Origin of the sequence: Endozoicomonas ascidiicola (assembly GCF_001646945.1) — a bacterium.
Lineage (GTDB): Bacteria > Pseudomonadota > Gammaproteobacteria > Pseudomonadales > Endozoicomonadaceae > Endozoicomonas > Endozoicomonas ascidiicola.
Window position 1 is genome coordinate 225,590 of record NZ_LUTV01000004.1, and the last position, 1,458, is coordinate 227,047.

Genomic DNA, 1,458 nt, shown 5'->3' on the forward strand with positions numbered 1-1,458 from the left:
GTCTCGGTCAATGGGTCTGAAAGTCCATTTGTTCATTGGCTGGCTGTCTTTTACGATCTTGCGGGTATTATACTCAAAAGTTGTTCTAAGTCCGACAGGCTCCTAGGGAATCATTTAGTGGGAAAGCCCTGTGATGTCTTTGCATCTGATGTCAGACTCAAGGTGGAGTCGGCATTTGTGAAGTCATTTCGTTACCCGGATGTGATGGTTTCCTGTGAGGAAAATCGGCGATATAAGGATATGTGTGAGTCCGCAACTGTGTTGGTCGAGGTGCTCTCTGAAAGCACAGAATTGACCGATCGGTTATATAAGTCGGCGGAATATAGACACATTCTAAAATCCACTGACGGAGAATATTTGGTGGTTGACCCTGATCGTCCGATTATAGAAAAACGGATGTGGCATAACGGCCGTTTTGAAGTGGTAGCAACTTATGGTTCCGGTGATCAGGTTGTGCTCGATAGCATCAAGCTGAAACTGTCTATGGATGATATTTATATATAAGCCTTCAGTCGTTTTATCAACAGAATAAGATTAGCAATATCTTTATGAGGATTGGAGTCAAACCATGAATACAATGATTTATAAAGGTTACGCTGCAAGTATTGAATACAGCAATAACGATGAGCGTTTTATTGGTCATATTGCAGGCATTAAGGATAGAGTTGGCTTTCATGGTGAGTCAGTAGCCGAACTTAAGGATGCTTTTCATGAAGCAGTCGAGGATTATCTTGAAACTTGCACAGCCATTGGTAAAGAGCCACAGAAACCATATTCAGGCAAGCTCATGTTACGTATACCGCCAGAATTGCATGCAACTATTGCAACAGCAGCTCAGGTGAGCGGACAAAGTATTAATCAATGGATTTCTCGCACATTATTTGATGCTTCTCGCATCAAATAATCACACGCATCAAAAAATTCTGGGTACTTACCTACGGCGACCCCGAAATGGGCAGTAGGGAGGTCATAAGGCAGAATAATAGGGCTTTTTAGCCTCCTGAAATCATCGTTTGAACTGTTGAGCTGTTGAGCTCTTGAGCTAAGGAATAGTCCCTGAATAACTTCCCGATTTCAGCAGGTACAGGGCATGGCGACATAGTTCCATTTTGGCAAGAATTTATCGAACTGAATGGCCATGTTCTTTTTGAAGTCAGTGGCATATTTACGCCCGGTTTCGAACACTTTGTCGATAATTCTTACAACCACTTTCAGCCCTTTGGTCGTTTCTGTTTTTTCTATGTAGTGCTKTGCCATMTCAACGGATTCCAGAGGAACACCTTTGCAGGCACGGGTGATATGCGGGAATACGCGATGCTCAATAGGGTTGTATTTCGAACAATACGACGGGTAATGAGCGATACGAATTCTCAAGTTCAGCCTGTTTGAAAGTGCCTGCAAATCCTCTTTGAAAAGATACGACGAAGCACTGTTACTGCCACCTCCATCACACAACAT

3 protein-coding genes are annotated in these 1,458 nt (G+C 43.1%); 2 read left to right on the forward strand and 1 reads right to left on the reverse strand.

The window, feature by feature from the left end; genetic code table 11:
• On the forward strand, nucleotides 1–504 hold a 504-nt coding region (locus AKL11_RS11735), incomplete at its 5' end, for a Uma2 family endonuclease (protein WP_095210338.1).
• A gap of 64 nt (nucleotides 505–568) precedes the next feature.
• Nucleotides 569–904 (forward strand): type II toxin-antitoxin system HicB family antitoxin, encoded by a 336-nt coding sequence (locus tag AKL11_RS11740; protein ID WP_067517611.1) that lies wholly within the window; start codon nucleotides 569–571, stop codon nucleotides 902–904.
• A 170-nt stretch (nucleotides 905–1,074) separates the two neighbouring features.
• Here the strand turns inward: AKL11_RS11740 and AKL11_RS11745 are convergent.
• Nucleotides 1,075–1,458 (reverse strand): ISAzo13-like element transposase-related protein (locus tag AKL11_RS11745; protein WP_436404692.1); only part of this gene is annotated, 384 nt, incomplete at its 5' end.

Coding starts and splice junctions, on each gene's coding strand:
- AKL11_RS11740 (WP_067517611.1), top strand. CDS start 569: ATGAATACAATGATTTATAAAGGTTACGCTGCAAGTATTGAATACAGC.